This is a genomic window from Treponema paraluiscuniculi Cuniculi A (genome assembly GCF_000217655.1).
GTDB lineage: Bacteria > Spirochaetota > Spirochaetia > Treponematales > Treponemataceae > Treponema > Treponema pallidum.
Map to the genome: position 1 here is coordinate 977,511 of NC_015714.1, position 23,211 is coordinate 1,000,721.

The 23,211-nt window shown below is 54.1% G+C and carries 23 protein-coding genes, 1 tRNA gene and 1 pseudogene; 21 read left to right on the forward strand and 4 right to left on the reverse strand.

Annotation, left to right across the window (positions count from 1 at the left end):
* Positions 1-12: 12 nt before the first annotated feature.
* Together TPCCA_RS04410 and TPCCA_RS04415 are read right to left on the reverse strand one after the other, a co-directional pair.
* Positions 13-1,425: an MATE family efflux transporter gene (locus TPCCA_RS04410; RefSeq protein ID WP_013945473.1), complete on the reverse strand. Its 1,413-nt coding sequence runs from the start codon at positions 1,423-1,425 to the stop codon at positions 13-15.
* Positions 1,426-1,465: 40 nt separating this feature from the next.
* The gene (locus tag TPCCA_RS04415; RefSeq protein WP_013945474.1) at positions 1,466-2,347 is read right to left on the reverse strand and encodes an alpha/beta hydrolase; all 882 of its coding nucleotides are present in this window, start codon (positions 2,345-2,347) and stop codon (positions 1,466-1,468) included.
* A gap of 1 nt (position 2,348) precedes the next feature.
* On the opposite strand from TPCCA_RS04415, the gene murD reads away from it, so the two are divergent.
* From murD to TPCCA_RS04490, 16 genes and pseudogenes are all read left to right on the forward strand, one after another.
* Positions 2,349-3,947: a UDP-N-acetylmuramoyl-L-alanine--D-glutamate ligase gene (murD, locus tag TPCCA_RS04420; RefSeq protein WP_013945475.1), complete on the forward strand. Its 1,599-nt coding sequence runs from the start codon at positions 2,349-2,351 to the stop codon at positions 3,945-3,947.
* Positions 3,940-4,191, forward strand: a complete 252-nt coding sequence (locus tag TPCCA_RS05415; RefSeq protein ID WP_013945476.1) for a hypothetical protein — start codon at positions 3,940-3,942, stop codon at positions 4,189-4,191. The genes murD and TPCCA_RS05415 overlap by 8 nt, the downstream gene beginning before the upstream one ends.
* A pseudogene (gene rpsP, locus TPCCA_RS05750) lies at positions 4,154-4,387 on the forward strand (30S ribosomal protein S16); the annotation flags it as partial. The gene TPCCA_RS05415 and the pseudogene rpsP, both read left to right, overlap by 38 nt.
* Positions 4,388-4,533: 146 nt before the next feature.
* The gene (locus TPCCA_RS04430; RefSeq protein ID WP_010882349.1) at positions 4,534-4,776 is read left to right on the forward strand and encodes a KH domain-containing protein; all 243 of its coding nucleotides are present in this window, start codon (positions 4,534-4,536) and stop codon (positions 4,774-4,776) included.
* 62 nt (positions 4,777-4,838) lie between these two features.
* Complete coding sequence (gene rimM, locus TPCCA_RS04435) at positions 4,839-5,363, forward strand: ribosome maturation factor RimM (protein WP_193386066.1); 525 nt, start codon at positions 4,839-4,841, stop codon at positions 5,361-5,363.
* A complete protein-coding gene (gene trmD, locus TPCCA_RS04440) occupies positions 5,360-6,112 on the forward strand; it encodes a tRNA (guanosine(37)-N1)-methyltransferase TrmD (RefSeq protein WP_013945479.1) in 753 nt (250 codons plus the stop codon). The genes rimM and trmD overlap by 4 nt, the downstream gene beginning before the upstream one ends.
* Entirely contained in the window at positions 6,084-6,455 is a 372-nt protein-coding gene (gene rplS / locus TPCCA_RS04445; protein WP_010882352.1) for a 50S ribosomal protein L19, read from the forward strand. The genes trmD and rplS overlap by 29 nt, the downstream gene beginning before the upstream one ends.
* A complete protein-coding gene (locus TPCCA_RS04450) occupies positions 6,452-7,372 on the forward strand; it encodes a hypothetical protein (RefSeq protein ID WP_013945480.1) in 921 nt (306 codons plus the stop codon). Before rplS ends, TPCCA_RS04450 begins: the two co-directional genes overlap by 4 nt.
* Before the next feature lie 21 nt (positions 7,373-7,393).
* Positions 7,394-7,645: a FlhB-like flagellar biosynthesis protein gene (locus TPCCA_RS04455; protein WP_010882354.1), complete on the forward strand. Its 252-nt coding sequence runs from the start codon at positions 7,394-7,396 to the stop codon at positions 7,643-7,645.
* An 84-nt stretch (positions 7,646-7,729) separates the two neighbouring features.
* Positions 7,730-8,980 carry an HD-GYP domain-containing protein gene (locus tag TPCCA_RS04460; RefSeq protein ID WP_013945481.1) on the forward strand — a complete coding sequence of 417 codons (1,251 nt, stop codon included), beginning with the start codon at positions 7,730-7,732 and terminating at the stop codon, positions 8,978-8,980.
* Entirely contained in the window at positions 8,964-9,344 is a 381-nt protein-coding gene (locus tag TPCCA_RS04465; protein WP_013945482.1) for a YraN family protein, read from the forward strand. The genes TPCCA_RS04460 and TPCCA_RS04465 overlap by 17 nt, the downstream gene beginning before the upstream one ends.
* Entirely contained in the window at positions 9,341-9,523 is a 183-nt protein-coding gene (locus tag TPCCA_RS04470; protein WP_013945483.1) for a hypothetical protein, read from the forward strand. Before TPCCA_RS04465 ends, TPCCA_RS04470 begins: the two co-directional genes overlap by 4 nt.
* Entirely contained in the window at positions 9,516-9,902 is a 387-nt protein-coding gene (locus tag TPCCA_RS04475; RefSeq protein WP_010882357.1) for a hypothetical protein, read from the forward strand. The genes TPCCA_RS04470 and TPCCA_RS04475 overlap by 8 nt, the downstream gene beginning before the upstream one ends.
* Before the next feature lie 73 nt (positions 9,903-9,975).
* Positions 9,976-11,310, forward strand: coding sequence for a tetratricopeptide repeat protein (locus TPCCA_RS04480; protein ID WP_013945484.1), 1,335 nt, complete (start codon positions 9,976-9,978; stop codon positions 11,308-11,310).
* A gap of 168 nt (positions 11,311-11,478) precedes the next feature.
* Entirely contained in the window at positions 11,479-12,828 is a 1,350-nt protein-coding gene (mgtE, locus tag TPCCA_RS04485; RefSeq protein WP_013945485.1) for a magnesium transporter, read from the forward strand.
* A gap of 151 nt (positions 12,829-12,979) precedes the next feature.
* Entirely contained in the window at positions 12,980-13,615 is a 636-nt protein-coding gene (locus TPCCA_RS04490) for a diacylglycerol/polyprenol kinase family protein (RefSeq protein ID WP_013945487.1), read from the forward strand.
* A gap of 25 nt (positions 13,616-13,640) precedes the next feature.
* Here TPCCA_RS04490 and trxA read toward each other — a convergent pair whose 3' ends face one another.
* Entirely contained in the window at positions 13,641-13,958 is a 318-nt protein-coding gene (gene trxA, locus TPCCA_RS04495) for a thioredoxin (RefSeq protein ID WP_013945488.1), read from the reverse strand.
* A 222-nt stretch (positions 13,959-14,180) separates the two neighbouring features.
* On the opposite strand from trxA, the gene TPCCA_RS04500 reads away from it, so the two are divergent.
* From TPCCA_RS04500 to TPCCA_RS04510, 3 genes are all read left to right on the forward strand, one after another.
* Positions 14,181-16,610, forward strand: coding sequence for a tetratricopeptide repeat protein (locus TPCCA_RS04500; protein ID WP_193386046.1), 2,430 nt, complete (start codon positions 14,181-14,183; stop codon positions 16,608-16,610).
* A 107-nt stretch (positions 16,611-16,717) separates the two neighbouring features.
* Positions 16,718-18,055, forward strand: a complete 1,338-nt coding sequence (gene nox, locus TPCCA_RS04505; RefSeq protein ID WP_013945490.1) for a H2O-forming NADH oxidase — start codon at positions 16,718-16,720, stop codon at positions 18,053-18,055.
* Between the two features lie 72 nt (positions 18,056-18,127).
* Positions 18,128-19,180, forward strand: coding sequence for a nucleotidyltransferase family protein (locus tag TPCCA_RS04510; protein WP_013945491.1), 1,053 nt, complete (start codon positions 18,128-18,130; stop codon positions 19,178-19,180).
* Here TPCCA_RS04510 and TPCCA_RS05145 read toward each other — a convergent pair.
* Positions 19,124-20,473, reverse strand: coding sequence for a FlgD immunoglobulin-like domain containing protein (locus TPCCA_RS05145; RefSeq protein ID WP_013945492.1), 1,350 nt, complete (start codon positions 20,471-20,473; stop codon positions 19,124-19,126). The genes TPCCA_RS04510 and TPCCA_RS05145 overlap by 57 nt on opposite strands.
* A 152-nt stretch (positions 20,474-20,625) precedes the next feature.
* On the opposite strand from TPCCA_RS05145, the gene TPCCA_RS04520 reads away from it, so the two are divergent.
* Positions 20,626-20,698 (forward strand) — tRNA-Ala (locus tag TPCCA_RS04520).
* A gap of 99 nt (positions 20,699-20,797) precedes the next feature.
* Positions 20,798-23,137: a helix-hairpin-helix domain-containing protein gene (locus tag TPCCA_RS04525; RefSeq protein ID WP_013945493.1), complete on the forward strand. Its 2,340-nt coding sequence runs from the start codon at positions 20,798-20,800 to the stop codon at positions 23,135-23,137.
* Positions 23,138-23,211 lie beyond the last annotated feature (74 nt).

Sequence of the window (23,211 nt, forward strand, 5' to 3'; positions counted from 1 at the left end):
ACGTAACACGTATCACGATAAATTCGCCACGAGATTACGCACCCAACGACGTGTTTTTAAGTGACGTGCAAGTACCACCATTTTTACCACACTTGTACTCTTTACTATTCCATACATAAGCGGCGCACCAAGCTGAGTGAAGCGCGCCAACACATACATCAACGGCAAAAACAACAGGGTATCTACCAATGTTTCTGTCCACGCGGTGACCATCACTTCACCTCCTGCACGTGCCACCGCATACTGCGCATTTAAATACATCCAAATCGGCATATACAGCGCCGTCACGAGCACCAACTGCTGTGCTATACGTTGCGAAGCATGCGACAAATCTCCAAAAGCCCACGGAATCCCTGCACGCGCTACACACACAATCACACCCAAACCTAACCCTAAAAAGAACGCTCCGTTCATCAACCACCGTGCATAATCCTGCGCCTGTTTTAGCTCGCTTTTCCCTAACACATCCCCGACCAAAATGGTAATTGCCACGCTACTTGCAGGGAATGATAGAAAAAATAATTGCGCGAGTGTCCACCCCGCCGATATCCCTGCCACAACCTCAGCCCCACCACGGCTGTGATACAAGGCAGCCACAGCCATCTCCGTCACCGACCATGCCATGTCTCCTACGAAAATCCACAGCGATTTTCTCAGCGTCACCGTACACAGTGACAGGGGTATCGCACAGCGACAAAAAAGCCGCACATAAAAGTCCGGTTTTTTAACCCGCACATACACCAGGAGCATAAGACTTTCTACCACCCGCGCTATAAGCGTTGCACATGCTGCACCTTGCACTTCTAATCGCGGAGCCCCCCAGTTTCCATAAATCAACATATAATTACCCACTGCGTTCAACACGGCACTGCACCCGTACACTGCAAGCGGTACAAGCACCTTCCCCGTTTCTCGCAATGTAGAGGTGAGGACCAAAGAAAATGACAGCGGCACAAAAGTGTACACAATTATCGAAAGGTAACGCTCACCTTCCGCTATAATCTGAGCAGCCTGCGCATTTTTTCCCAACAAACACGAAAGGAGATACTGAGGACAGCACAGCGCAGCGGCCATAGCACCCAGCGCCAGAGCCCCCATGGCGTACTGTTTAAATCGGTAGCTTTGCCGCATGCCCACTACGTGACGGGCCCCTGAGTACTGCGTCATAAACACGCTGCCTGCATTCGACACGGTCATTAACGCGGTGACATACAGAAAGAGCAGCGAGTTGACCACATTCACTGCACCCATCTTCACATCCCCCAAACGGGAGACCATAACGTTGTCTAAAAAAGAAATACCCGTCTGGATGAAGGAGTGCAGCATCACGGGGAGCGCGATGCACAGCGCGCGCACATAAAACGCACGCGGTCCGAAACAGCGACTCAGTCTCTTCCCCCTACAGCAACTAGAAATGTGGAGCACCCGTGCACCGCACTCCCTTTTGGGTAGACATCACGTAACACTACGTGCGTAAAAAAGCACTGACACAAGAGGCAACCTGCTCCCGCTCCACGTCATCAGTGATCACGTGACCACTGTGCTCGAGCACTACGTACTGGTGTGCGCTGCGCACACGCGCATCGAGTAATTTTTGCACCGCTGCACACGGCACCAATGGGTCCTGCCGAGACAGGATCGTTAACAACGTACTCCGAATGCACGCCAGTGAACGGATCGCACGTCTTTGCAGTGCATAAAACTGCGCCACCTGGGCAATGTAGTGCGCACTCCGGTAATCCTTTGTGGCGTCATTAAAGTCTTGCTCGGGGTAGAAGGGATCCGCGTCCGCAGCAAACTCACGCACAAACCACCTGACTAGAGGAGACAGCTTTATCCTCCAATCAGAAACTGCAAAACCCGGTGCACAAAAGAAAGCTTTCTGGGGACAAAAACGCGCCGCCACGAGTGCAGTCAGCACACCTCCCATGGACAGCCCCCCCACAGATACCGAAGGGTACGCAGCGGAAAGGTCACGGTACTCATCACACACGCGCCGCAGCCAATCCCTCCACCCGGTCTCAAGAAAATCCTCTCTATTCGTACCGTGACCAGGTAAACGGGGAATAGAGACCGTAAAGCCGTCCCGGTGGAGCGCACGACCTAAAAACTGCATCTCGCGCGGGGTGCCCATGTATCCATGAATAAGCAGTACTGCATGCGCACCCCCGGCGTAAAACGCGCTGCGCACAAGGGGATGAATGCTCGTACAGGAAGTATGTTCAGCCATAAGCAGATAGCGCGCGAGGGTAGTAAAAAAGCAACAAAAAGTAAAGAGAAACCGTGCCGCGAGCACCGCACGCGTCTCTTGTATTGTCACGCGTTGCGCGGCTACAATCGGCCACATCGTGGAGCAGGCGCGCGCACTTCTTCAGGGTAAAACGGTAACCATCATGGGTCTCGGCGTGCACGGCGGGGGCTGCGCGGCAGCCTGCTTTTGTGCAGAAGCGGGAGCGCGCCTTACGGTTACCGACCTGCGAAATGCTGATGCGCTTACCCCTTCCCTGAAAAGACTTCGTGCGTACCCGTCCATCCGCTTTACGCTCGGTGAACACCGGCTGGAAGATTTTGAAAACGCGCATGTTGTCATCAAAAATCCCATCGTAAAGGGTGCACACAACATCTACCTTTCCGCTGCTCAACGCGCCGGCGCGCGCATCGAAACGGATATCTCCCTTTTCCTACGCCTTTCTCCCGCCCCGCTGCTAGCAGTAAGCGGCAGCAAGGGAAAATCCTCCACTGCCAGCGCCCTGTGCTATAGCTTGCATGCGCTGGGTTTCCCCGCCTTTCTAGGGGGGAATAGCACAGTCAGCCCGCTGGAATTTGTGCGTCACACAACGCCTGCAACACCAGTGGTTCTGGAACTGTCGAGCTGGCAGCTTGCAGACCTACGCGCAGTCGATGCACAGGACCACACTGTACACCACGCCGGTCTGCTGCGCCCAGAGATTGCCATCATGACTCCCATTATGGCTGACCATCAAAACTGGTATGCGGATATGGAAAGCTACGTGGCAGACAAACAGGTGCTGTACGCGCACCAGGGAACGCACGATACACTGCTGTGTAGCGCAGATGACGGGTGGGGGCCCCGCTTTGCCTGCGAAGCGCAGAAAAACGGAGTGCGCGTCTTTTGGTATACGACCCAGTCGCCTGAAACCGCTTGCCGCGTGTGCACCCCGCGCCTCATGGAGAGAGCTCTATGGAGAGCGACGGACGGAACCTACTGGGCACGTTTTGCAGAAGGTGACCGCGCCTGCATGCTCATCCCACCGCAGCTGCACGTACCGGGCCGTGTCCTCCAAACGCAAGTGGCGAGTGCAGCGCTTGCAGCGCTCCTGTTCGCGCAGCGGCATTCTCTTCCTCCTTCCTTCTGCCCCCCGTGTTTTTGCGCACACTCCCATTCCCCTGCGTACGCGAATCACGCGTCCCCCCCAGACTACGCTTGTCCGTCCGCTCACGGTCCCCTCCAAGAACACACCCGGCGTCTTGCACAAGCGCTGGAGTCCTACACGGGCATCGAACACCGACTAGAGTTTTTTTACGAAAAGGGAGGACTGCGTTTTTATAACGATTCTGCATCCACTGTACCTGAGGCAACAATTGCAGCGCTGGAAGCCTTTGATGAAAGCGTGGTTCTTATCGTTGGCGGCACTGATAAGAATGCAGACTACCAACCCTTGGCACAGGCAGCAGCCAAGGCGCACGCATTGTACTTGCTTGCAGGAAGTGCTACGGCACGGTTGCAACCACTTCTTCATGCAGCACAGGTACCTTTTTACGGACCGTTTACTTCCCTTGAGGTACTCCTGCAGGATCTCCGGGCGCGGCAGAAAAGCCCAGGCGTGATCGTGTTCTCTCCTGGGGCAGCGAGTTTTGAACTTTTCGCCCACGAGTTTGAGCGAGGTACTACCTTTAAATCCCAGGTGCGTATCATTTTTGAATAAGGACACCCAAGACAAAGGCACACCCGCTGCACTACAGGTTTTCCTTCTTCCCCAATACAACCGTTACAGCGCAGAAATGACGCGTCATGTGCCGCTCCTCTGTAATCTATTCTCCATGTCCCGTTACGTGCTCAGACACTTGACAGCACAGATAATTTTAGAAAGGATGAGCGCAGCCTGCGTGTGTCTCAGGCGGAGGAGACAGAGTGAGTTTACGGATCCGACTGAAGAAATTGGGGAGTAAGAAGCGTCCGTACTACCGAATCGTAGTTCAGGACGCGCGCGAGCCGAGAGATGGCAGGGCAATCGAAGAACTGGGTGTTTACCAGCCCATAGCCCCAAAGGGTACCGAGGTGTCTTTCCGCCTTGACCGTGCGCGCTTCTGGCTTGAGCACGGCGCGCAGCCCTCGGATACGGTCCGCAGGCTCTTGCAGTCCAGGCGTGGTTCTGTCCTAAACGCAGTTGCCTCAGATGAGCGCCGTGTTGTTTCTTCACAGCAGGCTGCCGATCTGGCGCACGTAGAGTCCGTTTCTTGCGCCGCTCCAATCCCTTCTTCCCCAGGGGGGCAGGGCGTCTAGGCAAGGGGATGGTCACGATGGAAGAAGAGCTAATCGCCTATATTGCGCGGGCGCTTGTGGATCGTCCTGGGGAGGTTACCGTCACCAAGTCTCCAGGGGAGGGATTGGAGATCCTTCAGTTACGTGTTGCCTCTGAAGATGTAGGGAAGGTCATTGGCAAGCACGGCAGAATTGCGCGCGCTCTGCGCACGCTCCTTTCTGCGTCTGCGCACGCTTCTCAGACGCGTTACGCTTTAGAGATCATCGACTAGCGGCTCCTTTTCCGTCTTGCGGCCTTGTTGCAGGCGGTGTGTGGTGGGTTATGGATAGAATTGTGACTGCACGCATCGTGAGCACCTTTGGGGTTGCGGGTTTACTCAGGCTCAAGAGCTTCTCGGGTGAGTATGCACATCTTGCCACACTAAAGCAGGTTTGTCTTGCTCCTCCACGGAGCAGATCCTCAGGCACCCTCGCTTGTGCTCTCCCGCGTGAGGCCGTCCACATGGTAGAGCACGTTCTCCTACGTGCGCAGGATGCGCTGCTCAAGCTCCACCGCGTAGATACGGTAGAGTGCGCTCGGACGTTTGTAGGAGCAGAGCTGCGGGTACCTCGTGCCGAGGCTTGTCCGCTTAGCGCTGGGGAGTTTTACCTGGCCGATCTGTGTCGTTGTGAACTCGTTTTCGAGGGCTCGGCGGTGGGTGTTGTCTTGAGCGTTGTCGAAGGGGGCGGTGGCTCCCTTTTAGAGGTTCAAAGGACACATGGTGGCGTTTGCTATGTGCCTTTTCACCGGACCTTCATTGGGGACGTGGACGTTGGTCGAAAAAAAATCGAGTTGTTGCAGCGGTGGATTCTCGAATGAACATTGACGTACTGACTCTCTTTCCCGCCATCCCGCAGGTTTATTTCTCCACCTCAATAATGGCGCGCGCCGTGAGTGACGGAATCATTCGCTACAATATTGTCAACATCCGTGACTTTGCGCACGACAAACACAAACACTGTGACGCCCCGCCCTACGGGGGCGGACCTGGCATGCTCATGCGCTCAGAACCGTTAGGGAAGGCCCTGGATTCAGTAGACGCTCCCAAAAAGCGCGTCGTGTACGTCACTCCCTCTGGAAAGCTCTTTGAGCAAGGCTATGCACGCTCACTCGCACAGGAACGTGCCCTCGTGCTCATCTGCGGCAGATACGAGGGAATTGACCAACGTATCATAGACGAGTATGTCGACGACGAAGTTTGCATCGGGAACTACGTTCTCTCCTCAGGAGAGATCGCCGCGCTCGTGCTCATCGATGCGGTGAGCCGCTGTGTTAGCGGTGTCATCCGCCATGAATCTCTCGAGGAGGAAAGTTTTGTAAACAGTCTCGTGGAGTACCCGCAGTACACCAGGCCGCGCTGTTTTCACAACCGGGACGTTCCCCCTGTACTTCTCTCCGGTCACCACGCGCATATCCGCACGTGGCGGCTTGCGCGCCAGATCGAAAAAACACGAAGGAATAGACCTGACCTCCTCAGCGCTGCGCGTGCGTCTGCAGCCTGGACTCAAGAGGCTGAGTCCCTTCTTAAGGAGTTAGACTATGAGTTGCCACCTCATCCAACAAATTGAAAACCAGCAGCGGAAGGAACCAGCTGAAACGTTCCGTGTCGGGGACACCGTACGTGTGCATTTCAAAATAGTGGAGGGAAAAACAGAGCGCATCCAAGCTTACGAAGGGCTCGTTCTGTGTTTTAAAAATAGCGGCGTCAGGCGCACCTTTACGGTGCGCAAAAATTCCTATGGCGTTGGAGTGGAGCGTATATTCCCGCTCCACTCCCCCCGTATCGAGCGGGTCGACGTAGTACGTGCAGGAAAGGTGCGACGCGCGAAGCTCTATTACATCCGAGAAAAAATAGGAAAGGCCGCCCGTATCAAAGCACGTATCGTTAAAAAGCCGTCGCCCAGCGCGTGAACGGAGCTGTTCGGGTAGTACTCACCGAAGTGCCGCGCACGGTTTCCCTTACTGAAGGGGCGCTCGTGTGCGTCCGCATTCTCAGTAGCACGCACGCCGGCCGTGCGCTTGTCGCCATTAACGGTGAACGGGTGCGCGCGCGTGTACCGCAGCCTATGCACAAAGGCGCAGTCCTGTTTCTGCGCGCGTCTATCCGCGCGGGTACGGTGCTCCTGCACCCGCAGTGCACGAGCACTCCTCCATCTGCTGAGGATATGTCGGCGCATTTTTTGCAGCGCTGGGGTGTTTCTTTCTCTCCTGAAGCTGCAGCGCTTATCCACGCGCATACATCCCTGTGTGTGCCGCTGCAGCCGCAGCTCATTGAGCGCTTTGCGCTTTTGCTAAAAAAGTTTCCTGAGCAAAAAAGAGCACACGCCGCGTTCCTTGCGAGTATCTTAGTAGACCGAAACATTCCCGTTGATGCAGCGATGCTCCGCCGTATGCTGAGCACCTTTCTTGGGGAATCAGGCGCATACACAGACTCTGACACGGAGCGAGATCTCTTTGCGCTCGTTAACCACACATATCACTCAGCACTCCACTGGCTTCTTGTACCCTTTGAGCGGCGCGGCGCGCACACCGTGTGGCGTGGCACTCTCTCGCTGTTATTACACCTCCACAAAAAAACATGCACCCAGCTGCGCGTACGTGCGTGTAACACTGCAGGAGAATGGGTCTTCTGCGTGCAGAATAACGTACTCACGGTGCAAAGACACGCGGCACGGGAACTGTCGCGCACAGCGCAGAAAAAAACAGTTGCACGCCTGTGTGCCCTCCTTCGCGAACGCGGCATTGATTTTTTATCCGTACGGTATGGTGCGCATGCAGACTCGGCAAACGATGCGGTCCCCTTCAAAGGGATTGACGTTTCTGTATAGCAGACGCACACTACCGCCACCATGAAAAGAAAGCGTGCGTGCTCGGTTGCGCTCTCCTATGCAACGGGAGATAAGGCGCCCATTATTGTCGCTTCGGGCACGGGCGCCATTGCAGAAAAAATTGTTGAAATTGCAAAAAAGTTTGATATCGCCTTGGTGCAAGACGAACTTCTGGCGCGCGTTCTGTCTGAGCACAGGATAGGTGCGTGTATCCCACCGGAAACCTATCAGGTTGTCTCTGCAATCTTTGCCTTTTTGTACACACAACAGTAATGTTACCGCTGTGTGTGCATAAGACGTGGTATTAACCCGTGCGCACCGATGCCGAAGATAAGGCGGGTAAAGAGGTACAGGTTCATGTCACAAAAAATTGATGTATCTGAACTGCAAGAAGGAATGTGTTTTTCCGAGCCCGTGTTCTTCGACGACGGAGAAAACCTCCTCCTCAGGGAAGGGGAGCCGGTAAGCATCCGAGAGCTGACGGTGCTCCAGGATTGGAATATTCCCTACGTTGTGACCGCAGGTAGAGTGCTGGCTGAAGGGGAGTCAGTTCCCTCTTCTACCGTGGAGGAATTAGCAGAATTTGAAGAGCTTGCAGCAGAAGAACTGCTTGATCCTGAAGATGATATCGTTTCCACCGGAGAACTTCGTACTCAAGACATCCTGAAGGATATTTGTGAACTCCTTCCTAAGGTGTGTATCGATCCCCACTATCATGAAGAATACGTTGGCTTTATTCAGGAATTGAACATGCTTTTTGCCAAGATGAATGCGCACACGACACTTCCTGCGCGCCCTGCGGACATGCTTGCAAAGCGCCTTTCAGAATTAGTTCGAGCAAATACATTCGGGTTTGTCAGTTTAGTGCTGTCATACAAAATCGAAGGATTTCGATTCGCAAAATCTGCAGTAGATACGGCTATCTTTTCCATTATCGTTGCGCAGCATTTGGGTTTTTCTGAAAAAGATATATTTGATTTGGTCGTTGCCTCACTCCTGCACGATATCGGTATGCAGCATGTTCCTGCCGACATCTTGAAGAAGTCGGGGAGACTGCATTTTCAAGAACAGCAGGCAGTTGACGCGCACACCATTTACGCACATTCCTACATCGTAAACACGCTCAAATACCCGAACTCGGTTGGACTGAGTGTACTCCAGCACCATGAACACTGGAATGGAAAAGGGTATCCCCAGTCTCTTTCTGGAAACAAAATTACCATCGGTGCGAGGATTCTTGCGGTTACTGATGCCTTTGCTGCAATGCTTGCGCCAAAGTCGTATCGCAAACCGTTCAGTGGCTATCAAGCAATGAAAAGCTTACTTGCTGACAACGCACGTCGCTTTGATCCAGACGTAATCAAGGCAATGATTCAAAGCGTCGGTATTTACCCCATTGGGTCGTTGGTGCTCCTGAATAACTCAGCAGTTGCGCGCGTGGTAAAGACTACGGCGACGGCGCCGTTGCGTCCGTGTTTAAGAATAGTTATCGATGAGCACGACGTAACCCATCCTGACGACAGCGGTGAGTTCATTGATTTAGCGGTCAATAAAACGAATTACATTGTAGGAGAAGTGAGTCCGTGGAGTTATGCCAAAGCACAATAAGTTACTCGGTGCATTTGGAGAGGCGTATGCGGCGCGCTGGCTAGCGACGCGCGGATATATTATCATCGCACGAAACTGGCGCAGAGCAACAGGTGAAATTGATATTATTGCGCAGCAGGATGACACAATAGTATTCGTAGAAGTGAAGACGCTACGGTGTACCAGTTACGCCGACTTAGCAATTATTGTTGGAAAGCGCAAGCAGAAAAGGATCTGTGAAACCGCTAAACATTTTCTTGCCAGCGCTCGAGAATACAACCACATGTGTGCGCGCTTTGACGTCATCGTGCTGCGGTCCGATCCTTTTCGAAGGCAGGATGTGGACATCGTGCACTTGCCACATGCCTTTGAGGATTTGGTATGAAAGGTTCCGTTTTTCCTTCTCGAGGAAGACGAAGTTCCCGCAGGGTGTTTTGCTCTGAAACAATTCACGAACTGGAAAAGAAGATTCAAGATCAGTCCTATATTGAGGGGGCTATTCAAAGGCTCGCGCTCATTCTCAGTAAGCGGTTATTGTCAATGAGAGGAATAGAGTGTGACTGACGTTCAGTCAAGCGGCCGTAGAAGAAAAAGGAAGCGCACGCCGAGGCGTGATGTTTTTTCGCCAAAGCTGGAGTTTTGCGAGTATGTGTGTCCGCGTTGCAAAGAGGTTATCAAAGATCTTCCCGTAGCTCTTGGTGACAAGGATTCCGGTCGACCAGTTCATTTTGACTGTGTGCTCAGTTTTTTAAGGGAGTCTGAGTGTTTGGCTGCGCACGAACATGTCGTGTATGTTGGCCAAGGGAAATTTGCAGTTATTGTTTTTCCCAACCCAGCGAGTACCACCTGCTTTAGTATTGTTCGGCTCATCGAGTGGGAAACAAAAAATACACTGCTGGAGTGGCGCGCAGGTGTTGCAAAGATATGCAGTCAGGTTTCTTAAGTTCTGTTTCCAGCCTACCGGCACATTGCAGAGTCTATTGACAGCTGAATGATTTGTTAGCACACTGCGCCGAGTGAGTTCTGCCGTTATCGTCTTCTTTGTCGTTATGCTTGCGCTCTCGAGTATCATGCTTGTTGCCACGGTAGCGAGCAAGGTGGAGACGCGTTCAAGCAGAAGAAAAGACAAAGAGTCTCTCATGAGGGAAGCATCTAGACGGCTTGCGCAGGACCCGTATGACATTCGGGGTCTTTCGGTACTGGGGGACATACACTACCAGGATCAGGAGTGGGAAAAAGCCTTCGCGATGTACGCGACGCTCGTGGAGCGCAGCAGCTCGAGCTCACAGATGGAGCAGTTTGAGATCCTACTCCGGTACGGGATTTGCGGCGTAAAAACAGAAAAGTACGCGGAGGCAAAGAAGGGACTGCTCCTTGCGCAAGGCATCGACTCCCACCATTTTGAAGTAAACTACAACCTGGGAAGGGTCTATTACCTCGACCGGCAGTATGAGCAGGTCGTTCCTCTTTTGAGAAGAGCGCTAACATCGCAACCGGATAGTGCGCCTGCAGCGCAGCTGCTCGGTTACACGTTTCAAAAACTGCAAAAGTATCAGGAAGCCCTTCCCTATCTGAAGAAGGCGCTGGACCTCCAACCTGAAGACAAAGAAACATTGTTCGTAATGGGAGAGTGCTTCTATGAGGCGAATGCACACGACCATGCATTGAAAATCTTCAATCATCTGAGGGTTGATCCTCTCGTTGGGCCGCGGGCTGCGTTGTATGCAGGGACCATTAGGACAAAGCTGAACCAGCTGGAGGACGCCGCAGAGGATTTTGAAATTGGGTTGAAGCATGACAATATACCCTCAGACGTTGCAAACGAGCTGCGTTATCGTCTCGCGCAGACACTGATAAAAACCCAGAACCTGGGAAGAGCCCTGGTTATGCTTAGAGAGATTCACCAGCTTAACCCTGAGTACCGGGATGTCACGGCGCTCATTACGTACTATCAGGAATTAAATCAGAATAGAAACTTACACCTGTACATGATAGCGGCTCAGAGTGAGTTCATTGGATTATGCAGAAAGGTGGTATCAAAGTACTTTCCGCACGCGCGGGTAAAGGTTTTGGACATATCGGTTCTGAATACTCACACGGATATAGTTTCTGAAATTGACACGCCAAAGTGGGCCGACCTCGTATTGTTCCGTTTTTTTCGCTCTCAGGGGTCAGTAGGGGAACTCGTTTTGCGCGATCTGCATGGACGTATCAGAGAGCTAAAAGCTGGCAAGGGCATTTGCATGACCGCCGGTGCTTTTACTGATGAGGCGCGCCGTTTTGCAGAGGGCAGACCTATGGATCTATACGATAAAAACAGGCTCACTCGAATTTTGAACTCCATCGATTGATCTGCCTGAACGAACGCGTCTCTCGCTCCCTCTCTGCTTTTGTGCGTTTTGCCTAGGTGGCGCCAGGCCTTTGGGAGCAGGAGCAGTCACTTTCGTGCGGGACGTGCACCTATGGAAGAACAGAGGTGAACTCACGTATACTCCGGAAGCCCCGCGTGGGAATTTGCTATGAACGAGAACTTTGAAAAAATCCAGACGCTTCTCGAGCACAAGCGTTACGTACCACTTATTGCAAACCTAAATGAGATGAACGAGGTGGACGTCGCGCATGTCTTGGACATGCAATCACCTGCACAGGCGTTGTTGCTATTTAGAATGCTGCCCAAGAACCTCGCTGCAAATGTGTTTGCGCAGCTTTCAAGCAGCAAACAATCTGCTTTTCTCGCCACTATTACAGACAGAGAGCTTGCACCTATTCTTGCAGAACTCGCCATGGATGATATAGTCGATTTGGTAGAAGAAATGCCTGCAAATGCTGTGAAACGCATTCTCGCACAAACGGGTGAAACAGAACGTCAAGTTATCAATCAACTTTTAAAATATCCAGAGGATTCTGCAGGAAGCCTCATGACAACTGAATATGTAGACTTAGAGAAGCAGATGACCGTGCACGATGCCCTCTGCTGCATTAGGGAAACCGGATTAAAAAAAGAAACCGTGTATACGTGCTATGTCATTGACCAAAACCGGTTTTTGCACGGTGTCATTTCTTTAAAAAAGCTCGTGCTTAGTCAGGGAGATCTGTTGATTGAGAATCTGTGTGAACGTGACTGCATCTTTGTACACACCCATGATGATCAAGAAGCAGTCGCGGCGGTGTTTAAAAAATATGGCTTCCTTGCACTCCCTGTGGTGGATACTGAAAGACGACTCATTGGCATTATCACCGTCGATGACATCATGGACGTGATGCAGCAGGAAGTTACCGAGGATTTCCAGATCATGGCGGCCATGCAGCCTTCAGATGAAGCATACCTGGAAACTGAGGTCTTCACCCTAGTGAAACACCGTATCGGCTGGCTACTACTTCTTATGGTGTCTGAAACGTTCACGGGAAATCTCATCGCCGGATACGAGGATTTGTTGGTGACTGCCACCGCGCTTACCACGTTTATCCCTATGCTCATGGACACCGGGGGGAATTCAGGCAGTCAGTCTTCTACGCTTATTATCCGAGGCCTTGCAACGGGTGAGATTCAGCTACACGATTGGCTCCGGGTGCTGTACAAAGAGCTGCGAGTTGCGCTGGCAGTTGGCGGCATTCTAGGCACAACAAGCCTGGTGAAAACGTACTTCATAAATGGCAAGCCGCTTGCCCTATGTGGGAGCGTGGGAATAACACTGATGATTACCGTAGTAGCGGCAAAGCTGACCGGAGGGCTCCTTCCTATTCTTGCTAAAAAGCTCTGCTTAGACCCCGCCATCATGGCAGGACCGCTGATCACCACAATCGTAGATACTACTAGTCTCTTCGTATTTTTCAATGTAGCGCGCGTAGTACTGCGCTGGCCCCTGTGAAAAGACGGAAGCCGGTGGACGCTGAGGACCAGAACAACACCTTACAGACAGCCGCCCCTGCCGGCGGGGCGAGCATCCAGCCAGGATCGGGGCCGTACAGGCCGGCGCTAACCCAGCCGCACGTGCTCGCCGCGCCGCTCACGTAGAAAGCATGCACGCACGCCTTGCAAGCGAATGCCTCAGAAAGGGCATACACCTGTCGTCGGCACTGAGCATTGTGCTTGCGGCATGGAGCAAACCCCTTACGCTCGGCGCCATTGGCACGCTCGGCGTTGGCTATTATGTTGCCGAGCGGTGGAGACTGCGCGGAAAAACATTGCCACTTGTCTCACTCCTCACCCGAGCGGCGGCCCGAGATCGGGACAAACACGAACGTTCTCTTGTGCGAGGGCCACTCACCCTTGCAATCGGCGTCTCAAGCGCGCTCCTTCTCTTTCCCCCACCTATCGCAGCAGCCGCCATTTGCGCCCTCGCTTTCGGAGACGGATGCGCAAGCCTCGCCGGTACTGTATACACTTTCTTGCGCTTCAAAAATTCCGCTGATTCCCCCGCACGCAGAAGGGGAAGGATCACGACGCTCTTTTCCGCGCAGGGGAAAACACCCGTAGGCAGTGCCGCGTGCTGCATAGCAACGGCACTGAGTGTGCACGCGCTGGGAGCCTCCGGCGTGCGCAGCTGGGGGCTCGGAGCCTGCGCGGCGCTCATCGAACTGCTCCCCTGCAAAGACTACGACAATATAACTGTTCCCCTAGGCACCGGCTGCATCGCTTTGCTGATGAGCTGGTAGCACACTCCGTACGAAAGAAATATCCTTAGGCGTTCTTCTGGATGAGCGTGAGAATTTTTGACTTATCAACGAAGCCTATGGAACGATCGACTTCTTTCCCGTCTTTAAAAACAATAAGCGCGGGGATGCTCGCCACATTGAACTCAACGGCGAGATCTTGGTCGTCATCGACATTCAGTTTTCCAATAACAACACCGCTGCCGACTTCGCTTTCTACCTCCTCCAGAACAGGACCGAGCATTTTGCACGAACCGCACCAGGGAGCCCAGAAGTCCACAATGACCAGAGGGTTGGTCTCGATAGTCTTGCGGAAGTTCCCGCTACTTATGTCAAATAATGCCATTGAAATGCTCCTTAGGTAAAAACTCTGCCAGAGGGTACCAGATAGGCGCAGGAGTGTACAGTTGCATCTTTTCCTATCCTCTGCACCACAGTCCAAACGTACAGGCGGAGCATACCACATTTCTTATCTCCCTAACCGGAGACGCGCACTCCCTGTGATCACTTGTGTGCTGTCTTGTGACTCACCCTTCCCCTTTTACTTTGGGGAAAATTAGCGTAGAGTTTGGGCGTGGGACGTGCGCGCCTGTATTTTCAATATTTCAAAGCAAAGTTCTTGAAAAGGCGTGTAACACCTCCCGTAGATTATGAAGAAATTGTGTCTGAGTTTTGGCGCGCTGACTTTTCTTCTACGGAACATGCACGCTGGCACGCGGAGATAGGGGACGGCTATGAGACCGCACGTGGCGCGCACGGGTTAACGCTCCACCTCAGACGTAAGTTCCTCTATGCGTGGAGTGCTAACCCCGTCTTTCGTTATAAGGACTGCGTGCTTACTGCGCGCATCCGCTTTCTCCCGAGTACTCACCCTCCAGGCGAGGCGCATGCGTTGCCTAATTCAGAACAGCCAGAAGTATCTGCTTCTCTTGATTCGACCTCTCAGTCTGCCTGTCCTCCGGAGGCAGTTGCCGTCGACCCGAGCGCAATGGGCGAGGCGGTGCCCGAGCGAGCAGGTACCTGCGCCGCAGGGCTCTTGTTTCGTTATCTGAATGAGAGCACCTTTTACGCGCTTCTTGTTTCAGACGGTGGATGGCTGCGTCTGGACGCGGTAGTCAACAACACCCCCCTCCCCCTGCTCGGATGGACTGACACTGGCGCCAGCGATGAAGTGCGCGTGTTGAGCCTCATTGCAGTTGGCACAAGCTTTACTCTTTGTGTAGATGATCAGTGGATTGCGCAAATTGAAGATGACACGATACAAGCGGCAGGGAAAGTTTGTTTTGCTGCCCAGAACTGGGGTGTCCATGCGCATCGTTCTTTTGAACTTTCAGCATTCAGTCTGGAATCGCAACCTTTCATGGTTGAAACTGCATGCTTGCGCGCCAACGAACCTGCGCGTATCCCTGCAAGCGCGCACCTGCGTCTCGCAGAATCCCTGTACGCTATGGGACGCGCAGCGTGCGCTCGTGCAGAGATGAAAAAACTAAAAGCCAAATGTACCTTTGGTTTACGCGAGTATCTTCTTGCAGGAGACATCGCGTGTGCCCAGCACCTCTATGATGAGGCAGAAGAAGCGTTTAACGCAGCGCTTGTGCAAGACCCTCACTGTATGCGGGCACTTCTCGCCTTAGGAGGTGCGCTGTACCAACAAAACGCATACGAGAAACTCGCGCACCTCCTTGCCACACACCGTTTCGTAGCCGAGCGCGATGCATTTCTTTCCAATCTATGCGGTCACCTTGCACTTGCACAAAATAGACACGAGGACGCTGCTGCTGCGTATCAGCGTGCATTTCGTTTGGACCCTCACCAGGGACTCTTTGCGCTGCATGCGGCGCAGGAGCTTTCCCTACTGGGGGAAAAGGGGCAAGCAATTCAGGCGTATTTACATGCGGCGCGGCTTTTTTTAGCACAGGAATCCTACGCTGATTTAGAACGCGTGGTGCTCGCACTTCGCCGTCTTGATCCTGAGCGTACAGAAGTTCGCAGTATCGCAGGCAAATTGTATTATGCAACAGGACGGCACCGTCAGGCACACACGCAGTTTGACGCACTCTGCCGCGCAGGGAGCGCTGATGCTACCGTCTGGTACTTATATGGCCTGCTTTTGAGAGAAGCGCAGGGCACGCACGAACACGACGCTCCTGCTGCAGCAGCGTGCGAACAGCGCGCACGTGATGCATTTCAAAGAGCCTGTGCACTTGCGCCGGACTGTGCGCTCTACCACTTTAAATACGCTGAATCTCTTTTTTTAAGCGAAAAAGATTGTGACGAGTCTCTTGCGCGCGCCCTGGCACTCGATCCGGATAACGGCTGGCTGCATAACCTGTGTGCGCAAAAGGCTCTGCGCGAGCAAAACTTCGACGCTGCAGCGCAGTCTTTACAACGCGCGCGTGCGCTGTTACCGCACGAACTCGTAGTGTTGGAAAATTATATAGAACTACAGCGCCAGCGCGGTGCGCTAGCGTGCTGTGTTCCCCTGTTTGAAGTGGAAACGCAGCGCGCAGACGCGGCGGTGATTGCGCAGCGTGGTCAGGCTTTTCATCTTCTTGCCAACGCCTTTTACGCCGACGGATGTTATGAACACGCAGCGCCGTGGTACGACAAAGCGCTCCGGGAGGAGCCGCAGAACGTGCAGATGCTCGTGCACAAAGCAGAAAACAGCATCAAACTGCATTTACTCCATGAAGCGGATGCCTTACTGGTGAAGGCGTTAAATATACAACCTACTGCGCATGTGTATACGCTGATTGCGCTCGTTGCTGCTCAACTTGGTGATTTTCCCCGTGCAGAGCTTACGCTCCAAGAGGCGTGCACCCTGTGGCCCCAATGTACTGAGGTGCGCATTGAATTGATTCATCTGTATCTAACCATGCAGGATAGACAACAAGCGGCAACGCAGTGGAACATCCTCGTGCAAAAAGAAGACTCAGACCGGGTTCGCGCGCTCCACGCGCTCATTTTTGAAGAAAAACCACCTGCACCGCAGGAATAACATTCTCCCAGTTATCGCGTTTGGGAACAAAACAACCGCGGCTGTTTTCAGGCGCCTGTACAAAAATCTTTTCCCTGAACTACAATGCCAAACGTAAGGAGGACGCCGTGAAGATCGTTACTATCGGAGCGAACCACGCAGGAACCGCCTGTGTCAATTGCCTCACAGACCTTACCACCACGAATGAAGTGGTAGTCTTTGACCGTAACAATAATATTAGCTTCCTTGGTTGCGGCATGGCTCTTTGGATTGGCGGACAAATCCGTGGATCGGAGGGTCTATTCTACGCAAATAAAGAACAATTGGAAAAAAAGGGTGCACGCGTTTCCATGGAAAGCGATATCACCCGTATCGATTTTGCCTCAAAAAAGGTGTACGGGACTGCACGAGACGGTTCTGCAATCGCAGAGTCCTACGACAAGCTTATTATTGCAACCGGTTCTCTGCCTATCATTCCTAAAATCGACGGCATGGACTTGGAGAATGTTCAGCGCATTAAGCTATTTCAGGATGCTGAAGCGGTGATTAAAAAACTCGAGCAGCCTTCCATTAAGAATATCGCCGTTATCGGTGCCGGGTACATTGGCGTGGAGCTTGCAGAGGCGTTTGAGCGCCACCAAAAAAAGGTAACGCTCATCGATGCAATGGACTCCAGTCTTTCCAATTATTACGACGCATCCTTCCGTGCACTCATGGATGAGAACTTGCGCAGCCATCACATCACCCTTGCGTTTGGCCAGAAAGTGCAAAAACTCCGTGGCAGCAATGGAAAGGTAGTGGCAGTGGTGACAGATAAGGGTGAGTACCCCGCAGACATGGTTATGGTGTGCATTGGCTTTAGCCCCAACACTGCACTGGGAAAGAACGAGGTGCGAACCTTTGCCAATGGCGCGTATGCGGTGGATTTAAAACAAGAAACAAGTGTGAAAGACGTGTACGCAATCGGCGATTGTGCAACGGTGTTTGACAATTCGCTCGGACAAACTTCTTACATTGCGCTTGCAACCAACGCGATGCGCAGCGGTATCGTTGCGGCGCACAACGCTGCAGGATTCCCACTTGAAGGCATTGGGGTGCAGGGCTCCAACGGTATCAACATATATGACTTAAAAATGGTGTCCACAGGAGTGACGCAGGAGCGCGCCGCGCGCATGGGACTTGAGGTGGAGGTAACGGATTTTGAAGACTCACAGTTACCCGCCTTTATGGAAGTGGACAATCACCCGGTGAAAATCCGGATTGTGTTTGATAAAAAAACGCGGGTGATTGTGGGCGCTCAAATGGCGTCACGGCACGACATGTCGATGGGTATTCACCTGTTCTCTCTTGCAATCCAGGAGCGGGTGACCATTGATAAATTAAAACTGCTGGACATGTTCTTTCTGCCGCATTTTAACAAGCCGTACAACTACGTTACGATGGCGGCCTTGCGTGCGCGCTCATAAGCGCACCGTGCGTCTCTTACGCTTTCCCGGGGATGGCGCCGGGGGCGTACTCTGTTTTGCCAGAAGACTTCTATGAGCGAAACGCTCACGCTAGTTATTCTGGCTGCAGGTCTCGGCAGCCGCTACGGAAGTGTCAAGCAGATTGCCGCAGTCGGTCCGCACGGCGAAACGCTGGTGGACTACGCCGTGTACGATGCGTTGCGCGCCGGGTTTTCCCGCGTGTTGTGTATTATTCGGCATGATATAGAGCGCGATTTTCGCATGCGCCTATTTGACCACCTCGCGCAGCACTGCGATGCGCAGTATGTGTTTCAGTCCCTCTCTGCACAGGAAGCAGGGGCACACGGCGCCGCTCTGCCGCATCCTGCGCGGCGCACGCCGTGGGGGACGGCGCACGCGTTGCTGTGCGCACGTGCACAGCTGACTGCACCGTTTGCGGTTATCAACGCTGATGACTACTATGGACGCGACGCGTACAAAACGCTTGCCGCGCACCTTGCCGCGCAGGGGCCGGACTCGACACGCCACGCCATGGTCGGCTACCCCCTTGTGCACACGCTCAGCGAAACCGGTGGCGTTTCGCGCGGTATCTGCACCTTTGCGGACGCTGACGCCGCAGCCTCTCCCCCCACCCCCGCAGTCCCCGCCGCAGGACGCCTAGTGCGTGCCATACACGAACACACGCACATCGGCTGGCACGCGCACGGCGGCAGACGGGTCATTACCGCACAGCGCGCGGAAGACTGCCCGCCACACGCGGCACGCGCGCCCTGCACACTCACCGGGCAAGAAGTAGCGTCTATGAACTTTTTTGGCTTCACTCCGCGCGTGTTCGAACACCTCGCAGCGTGCTGGCAGACATTCGTGCAAGAAGCGCGCCGCGCGCCGCAGCACGAGCGGGAATACCTTTTGCCCGCGGCGGTAAACAGCCTCATTGCACAGGGAAAAGGAACGGTGCGCTGCTACCCCAGCAGCGCGCGCTGGTTTGGTATGACGTACCCGCAGGACCGCGCACGCGTGACGGCGGCACTTGCCCGCGCGATCGCAGCAGGCTGGTACCCTGCCCCGCTATGGTCGCCCGACTCTCAGCTTCGTGTTGATAACGTACCCAATGGAAGCGCGTAGCTCCCAGCCTTCCCATTTAGTGCCACTGAACGCGTAATTATTCTCTAAACCAAGGACAAGACTTGCAGGCAGCACGCAGTGCACCGACACACCCGTCACGCTGTCTGGACCTCCGTTACCACCACTACTGCTGCTACCGTTTCCTACGGTGGTTCCGCACTTACTGTACGTGGCAATGGAGCATATTTTGTTTTGATACTTGAGCGACAGGCCGACATCGGTTGAGAAGCCCGGCTTCTTTATCCCCGTCTCTGAACTGGCACCCAGCTCTCCGGAGAGCGCAACGGTAAATCCCTTAATGCCGTACGCACAGGTGGTCGCAAACGTCAAACCCTTCCGCATGAAGCACTTGTTTGCGCCGCTGCTATCGTTGTTGTGCACGATGCGGTACAAACACAGCGCTGAGGCATAGAGCTGGCCCATAGCCGGGTCGCTCGTAACGTTCCCTTCGAGCGCTATCTTTGCGCTAACGCTAATATCCTCGCTCTGCTTGCTCCCGAATATTCCCCCCACGTTCAGCCCCAGCTCAACTAACTCCACCGGGCTATACAGCAGCGAGCCTGACACTACTCCCGCCTGTGTGGAGTACCCGCCGTGCAGCTGCACCAGGAACACGCCCGCAGGCAGTATCTGCGGAGAAAACACCAGTCCGTCCGAGCCGGCCCCCGTGTACGACGTGACAAACGGATAGGCCCCGATGTACTCGATGTAGGTGTCAACCTGCACCTCACGCGTGTCTTTTCCGTCGGCTGCGCGCACGTACAGCTCATACCGTCCGTTCGGCAGCGGCTCGTGCGTTTCTCTGTCCCGTCCGCTCCACTGGTACGTGTGCTCCCACGTGCCGGTAGACTCCACCGGCTCCTCGCACACCACCTTTCCTTCGGCGTTCTTTACCGTTACCGTACACTTTGCAGATTTTGTCACCCGGAACGTGACGTACTCCGTGTTCAGTCCCGCCGGATCCCGCGGATTAAAGTGCGCCCTCTGCGCAGTCACATCCGTGAGCTCCAAACGCGCCGTATCCAGACGGCCATCCACCACCGTGAACGAGCCTTCCTCAACCACTACCTGGAGTGTCTTTTTGGTATATCCAAAGGCACAGACGGTTACCTCACACTCACCAGGGGTGAGCACCATTTCTTCTGGTATTGCGCACGGATATCCGTTTACGGTCACCTGCGCGTGTTCCGGCATACCGCGCACGCGAATTCCGCTTCCCTCCTGGGCACGAAGCCCCGCACCTACACACAGTCCTGCGCAGCACAGCGCGCGCACTTTCCACGAATAGCTCATGCGGCCCATTCTACAACACCCCCCCGACGCGCCTAGAGCACTACACCGCGCCGCAGTGCGCCAGGGAGCAGGGTGCACGAGGGGCATCACACCCGCAGGAAACACCCTTGCAGGACGCGCATATTTGGTGTATAGCTGGGGCCGGCAATCCTGGGGAATTAGCTCAGCTGGTAGAGCGTTTGGTTCGCAATCAAGAGGTCAGGGGTTCGACTCCCCTATTCTCCACTCGCCCTTCTCTGGCCGGTGCCATGCCGAGGTCCGCGCCGGAGCCGGTTGCAGGCCGGCGCTTCTCTAAAAAGAGCCAAACGCGTTACACTCCCCCTCATGACTTTGGACCAGGACTTTGTGGACGCACTCAGCGTGCAAGAGGACGAGCTCGCAGAACGCGTAGCGCGCGAACTGCACATCCGCACCGCACAGGTTACTGCCGTGCGTTCCCTCCTCAAAGAAGGCTGCACGGTTCCTTTCATTGCGCGCTACCGGAAGGAAGCGCATCACTGCCTCGACGAGGTGCTCATCCGCGACTGCGAACGCCTCTTCCACACCCACCTTGCACGCGAAACACGCAGACTCGAAATTATACGCGCCGTCTTCAAAGAAGGCATGCTCACCCCCACGCTCTACGAGCACCTCAGGAGCGCTCCTACCCTTGCAGCACTCGAGGACCTCTGGGCTCCGTTCAAAAAAAAGAAAAAGACACGCGGCATGCAGGCGATCGAAAAAGGACTCGAGCCGCTTGCACGTTTGATAGAAACGCAATGCGCCACGCAGGCAGAAATCGAGCGCGCTGCCGCAGCGCTCGTCGCTCCTGCTGCAGATTCTGATCGTGCCGTCTCCAGCGCTCAAGACGCCATCGCAGGCGCCTGCGATATCCTCGCAGAGGAGACCGCACACTGCAACGCCAATCGTGCCGCACTGAAGTCCTTTTACCTTTCTGCAGGCGTCGTTACGGTTACCGGAATCGGAGACGCGCACGCTGCGCACACGTCCGTCTACCAAATGTATTGGGATTACGCAGAGGCAGTGCGCGACATCAAGGCGCACCGCGTGTTAGCCATCAATCGGGGGGAGCGTGAGGGAATCCTTGACGTAAAAATCACCGTCGATTTAGACGCCGCTGTCGAGCAGGTACAAGAGGCAGTGCACCCCAACAACAGGTATCATCGCGATGCCATTACAGATGGCGTGGTGCGCCTGCTCAGTCCTGCCGTCCTGCGGGAGATACGCGCAGATCTTACCGCTTCGGCAGAGCAACACGGTATCAACGTTTTTAGTGAAAATCTTACGAATCTGCTCATGACCCAGCCGGTCAAGGGCACGCGCGTGCTTGGCATAGACCCTGGCATCCGCACAGGGACTAAGTGTGCGGCACTGGATGAAACGGGACAATATCTTGGCTCCTTTGTCATATACCCGCACAACACGGACCATGCACGCGCCGCTTTGACGCAGGCACTTGATCGCTACCGCATTCAGCTCGTAGCCGTTGGGAACGGCACCGGCTCCCATGCAGTGCAGGAGCTTATCGCCTCCATAATTAGCGAAACACACTCTGCCGTTGCATTCACCGTGGTAGAGGAAGACGGAGCTTCCGTATACTCAGCAGGAGATATTGCGCGAGAGGAGTTCCCTGACTTAGATCTGACCATTCGTGGTGCAATCTCCATTGGACGCAGGCTGCAAGACCCTCTAGCAGAGCTGGTAAAAATTGATCCGAAATCCATTGGGGTGGGACTCTATCAGCACGATGTTAATCAAAAAAAGCTATCTGAGGAGCTCCACGCGGTAGTAGATGCTGTAGTCAATAGCGTAGGAGTTAATCTCAATACGGCTAGCGTATCTCTCTTAAAGCACGTATCTGGCGTTAATAGCGCGTTGGCAAAAAGGATCGTGCACCATCGTGCCACCCAAGGCATATTCACTAGCCGCGAACAACTAAAAACAGTCAGTGGTATGGGACAAAAAACCTTTGAGCAATGTGCAGGATTTTTAAAAATCCCCGAAAGCACAAACCCGCTGGACAACTCGTGGGTGCACCCAGAAAACTATGCAACGGGAAAGATAATTTTTGATATGCTGCGCGCAGGCGGTACAGTGAGCGCAGCGCAAAAGGCACAGGTGCAGGCGCAATGCGCAGTCAGTGATCGCACCGTCGAAGACATCATTACAGAGCTGCAAAAACCTAATCGTGACCCGCGCGAGGATTATCCAAAACCGGTGCTGCGCCAAGGTCTGATATCCTTTGCAGATTTAAAAGTGGGGGCAACCGTACAGGGAAAGGTAAAAAACGTGGTGGACTTTGGGGCCTTTGTGGACATTGGAATAAAGGAAACGGCGCTTCTGCACGTGTCACAGATGAGCGACCACTTTGTTTCCAACCCCCTCAAAAAAGTGAAGGTAGGTGACGTGTACACCTGCACCATCATCGGGCTTGACGAGGCAAGGAGACGTATTTCCCTCAGTCTCAGGCAGGAGCAGCGTGCACCTGCGGATCACACGGCGACACCTTCACGGAGAGCACCCCGTCCCCGGGCTCCTGAAGGGAAAACCTCCCCTGAGCGCGCAAAGACACGGGGCACATCCCCCGCGCCGGGACAGGATTTTGCGCGATATCAGCCGTTTGCCCAGTTCTTCAAAGAGAAAAACACACCCCACCCGAAGTGAGGAAAAACGCGTAGGAACAGGACGGCACGCCGTCCCCCCCCCCCCACCTCTTCCCAAGACTCACCTACCGGCCC